The sequence below is a fragment of the Pseudomonas sp. GL-R-19 genome (genome assembly GCF_019956375.1).
In the GTDB taxonomy this organism is placed as follows: Bacteria; Pseudomonadota; Gammaproteobacteria; order Pseudomonadales; family Pseudomonadaceae; genus Aquipseudomonas.
The window spans coordinates 1-3,527 of sequence record NZ_JAHBDJ010000075.1 but is presented as its reverse complement, the minus strand read 5'-3'; the positions used below and the strand labels follow the sequence as shown (position 1 = coordinate 3,527).

Here is a 3,527-nt window from a genome sequence, read left to right as displayed (position 1 = left end):
CGCAACGGCCCAATCAGAAGTGGGTAACTGACGTCACCGAGTTCAAGGTCGGATCAAAGAAGCTCTATCTGTCGCCGGTAATGGATTTGTACAACGGTGAGATCATCGCCTATGAAACGGCCCCGCGCCCGTGCTTTGCCTTGGTGACCGGAATGCTGGAAAAGGCCTTCGAGCGCCTGCGAGGACCGACTCATCTGCTGCTTCACTCCGACCAGGGCTGGCAGTATCAGCAACCTCGCTATCAGCATGCACTGAAGCAACGCGGCATAAAGCAGAGCATGTCACGTAAGGGAAACTGCCTCGACAATGCGGCAATGGAGAGCTTCTTTGGCACCCTGAAGTCCGAATTTTTCTACCTCAAACGCTTCGAAAATCTGGAAGAGCTGAATGTAGGGCTGGACGAGTACATCAGTTACTACAATCATGACCGGATCAAATCAAAGCTTGGTGGACTGAGCCCTGTGGAGTACAGGACTCAATCCGTGGGCATGTGGCAGTAGACCGTCCAACATTTTGGGGGCAGTCCAATTGGCGAATCCGTCATGGCGTTCTAAGACTAAGGTCGTCTGGAACCTGCCCCGCAGCCGCATAGAGTGGATACCGTTCCAACTAAATCTGTGCTGCGAGGATAAAAACAATGAACGACAGCATTTACCTCTCGATTCAAAACAGCCCGCGCTTCAAGGAGCTGGTTAGCAAGAGGGAACGATTCGCCTGGATTCTTTCGGCGATCATGCTAGGGCTTTACTCTGCCTTCATCCTTTTAATTGCTTACGGGCCGCAAGTGCTGGGGGCGAAAATCAGTCCCGAGTCTTCGATTACCTGGGGCATACCGATTGGCGTCGGGCTGATTGTTTCGGCCTTCGTCCTGACCGCTATCTACGTACGACGTGCCAATGGCGAGTTTGACGACCTGAACAATGCGATTCTCAAGGAGGCTCAGCAATGATCCGGCGTCTACTGGCTCTATTGAGCATCGCGGCTTTTACACCGGGCGCCTGGGCGGCTGAAGCCCTGACCGGTGAAGTGCAAAAACAACCTCTCAACGTCGCCGCGATCCTGATGTTTGTCGTGTTCGTGGGTGCAACCCTGTGCATTACTTACTGGGCCTCCAAGCGCAACAAGTCGGCGGCCGACTACTACGCGGCGGGCGGCAAGATCACCGGGTTCCAGAACGGTCTGGCGATTGCCGGCGACTATATGTCGGCCGCCTCGTTCCTGGGGATTTCCGCGCTGGTGTTCGCTTCCGGCTATGACGGACTGATCTATTCGATCGGCTTCCTGGTGGGCTGGCCGATCATTCTGTTCCTGATCGCCGAGCGTCTGCGTAACCTGGGCAAGTACACCTTTGCCGACGTGGCGTCCTACCGCCTGGGGCAAACCCAGATCCGCACACTGTCGGCCTGCGGTTCGCTGGTGGTGGTGGCGTTCTACCTGATCGCCCAGATGGTCGGTGCCGGCAAGCTGATCCAGCTGCTGTTCGGTCTCGACTATCACGTCGCGGTGATCCTGGTGGGCGTGCTGATGTGCCTTTACGTGTTGTTCGGCGGCATGCTGGCGACCACCTGGGTGCAAATCATCAAGGCAGTCCTGCTGCTTTCCGGCGCTTCCTTCATGGCGCTGATGGTGATGAAACACGTCCACTTCGACTTCAGCCTGCTGTTTTCCGAAGCGATCAAGGTTCACCCTAAGGGTGAAGCGATCATGAGCCCTGGTGGCCTGGTGAAAGATCCGGTCTCGGCGTTCTCCCTCGGCCTTGCATTGATGTTCGGTACCGCTGGCCTGCCGCACATTCTGATGCGCTTCTTCACCGTGAGTGACGCAAAGGAAGCCCGCAAGAGCGTGCTGTACGCAACCGGCTTCATTGGTTACTTCTACATCCTGACCTTCATCATCGGCTTCGGCGCGATCCTGCTGGTCAGCACCAACCCGGCCTTCAAAGATGCGGCCGGCGCGTTGCTCGGTGGCAACAACATGGCGGCGGTGCACCTGGCCAACGCGGTCGGTGGCAGCATTTTCCTGGGCTTCATCTCGGCCGTGGCGTTCGCGACCATTCTGGCGGTGGTTGCCGGTCTGACCCTGGCCGGTGCGTCGGCGGTGTCTCACGACCTGTATGCCAGCGTGATCAAGAAGGGCAAGGCCAACGAGAAGGATGAGATTCGTATTTCGAAGATCACCACCGTTGCTCTGGGTGTGTTGGCCATCATCCTGGGCATTCTGTTTGAAAGCCAGAACATCGCGTTCATGGTCGGCCTGGCGTTCTCCATCGCGGCGAGCTGCAACTTCCCGGTACTGCTGCTTTCCATGTACTGGAAAAAGCTGACTACTCGGGGTGCGATGATCGGCGGCTGGATGGGGCTGATCAGTGCCGTGGGCCTGATGGTGCTTGGTCCGACCATTTGGGTGCAGATACTGCATCACGAGAAAGCCATCTTCCCGTATGAGTATCCGGCGTTGTTCTCGATGATGATTGCTTTTGTCGGGATCTGGTTCTTCTCGGTTACCGACAAGTCGACTGCGGCTGACAATGAGCGGGCACTGTTCTTCCCGCAGTTTGTTCGTTCGCAGACTGGTCTGGGGGCGAGTGGGGCGGTTTCGCACTAAGCGTTTGGGTTTGACTGTTTAAGATGTGTTGAATGGAAATGCCCTGGTCGAGAGATCGGGGCATTTTTTATTGGGCGGTAATCGGCCCGAATTTCATGGAGGTTCCTGATTTACCGTAGGAGCTGGCTTGCCGGCGAAGGCGGCCCGAAAGCCGACTTGATTTCGCGGATGTATCACTCCGTAGGAGCTGCCGCAGGCTGCGATCTTTTGATCTTGTTTGTCAGGAATAACGCCAACAGATCGCAGCCTCGTTGCACTCGACAGCTCCTACTAGCGCCTACCGGGAAATGCGCACGCATGAAGAGCCAGGCCGGCCGGTAGGCCGCCTCGGGTTAGCCGCGTACGGCCATGAATGGCCGATCGCGGCGGGCCCACGGAGCAGGACCGGAGCGAGGGCATGCCGAGCCATGGCGAGGCACCGAATGTCAGGGGCAAAAGCCCTTGGTTACTTGGGGCCGGGCGGCGTTCCGCTCTTCCAAGTGACCCGCCGTAAGGGCCAGCCCTTTCAAGGTGTTTTCCCTTTATGGGCCTTGAGCACCCGATCCGTCGACACATGAGCGTGCGCAGCTTTGCCGTCCAGCCACTCCTTGGGTTTGGCGATTTTGGGACCACGTATGCTTTTGGCCACTTGCTTGGGCTTGATATTCCTGGCGAGCGCCAACAGTCGTGTTGCCAGCGTTTCTAAGGTCGTTTGAAGTGTCAGGTAATCCGAGGGCAGTGCGATCTGCATGCCCTCGTATCCGCTACGCACTTGTACCGTCAGATGGAAGATTGAAGCTTCCCAGCCTTCGGGCAATGTCTCGCGATGAGCCTGTTCCACGCTGCGCTTGAGCACTGCCAGGACGTTGTAGGCCAGGATCGCCGAGGCAAAACCCAGCAACGCCGCCCGCGGAGCGCCAAGGCTTTCGATTTCACTGTCCAGC

General features: G+C 57.4%; 3 protein-coding genes and 1 pseudogene. 3 read left to right on the top strand and 1 reads right to left on the bottom strand.

Annotation, left to right across the window (positions count from 1 at the left end; translation table 11 throughout):
• From KGA83_RS26780 to KGA83_RS26770, 3 genes are all read left to right on the top strand, one after another.
• Nucleotides 1-500 (top strand): IS3 family transposase (locus KGA83_RS26780; RefSeq protein ID WP_223531241.1); only part of this gene is annotated, 500 nt, incomplete at its 5' end.
• A gap of 137 nt (nt 501-637) precedes the next feature.
• Entirely contained in the window at nt 638-949 is a 312-nt protein-coding gene (locus KGA83_RS26775; protein WP_108218698.1) for a DUF485 domain-containing protein, read from the top strand.
• Nucleotides 946-2,604, top strand: coding sequence for a cation acetate symporter (locus tag KGA83_RS26770; RefSeq protein ID WP_108218699.1), 1,659 nt, complete (start codon nt 946-948; stop codon nt 2,602-2,604). Before KGA83_RS26775 ends, KGA83_RS26770 begins: the two co-directional genes overlap by 4 nt.
• 505 nt (nt 2,605-3,109) lie before the next feature.
• On the opposite strand, the pseudogene KGA83_RS26765 reads toward KGA83_RS26770, so the two are convergent.
• Nucleotides 3,110-3,527 (bottom strand): annotated as a pseudogene (locus tag KGA83_RS26765) (IS4 family transposase); the annotation flags it as partial.

Bases quoted from the DNA above. Each gene is read 5' to 3' on its own strand.
- KGA83_RS26775 (WP_108218698.1), top strand. From the start codon at position 638: ATGAACGACAGCATTTACCTCTCGATTCAAAACAGCCCGCGCTTCAAG.
- KGA83_RS26770 (WP_108218699.1), top strand. From the start codon at position 946: ATGATCCGGCGTCTACTGGCTCTATTGAGCATCGCGGCTTTTACACCG.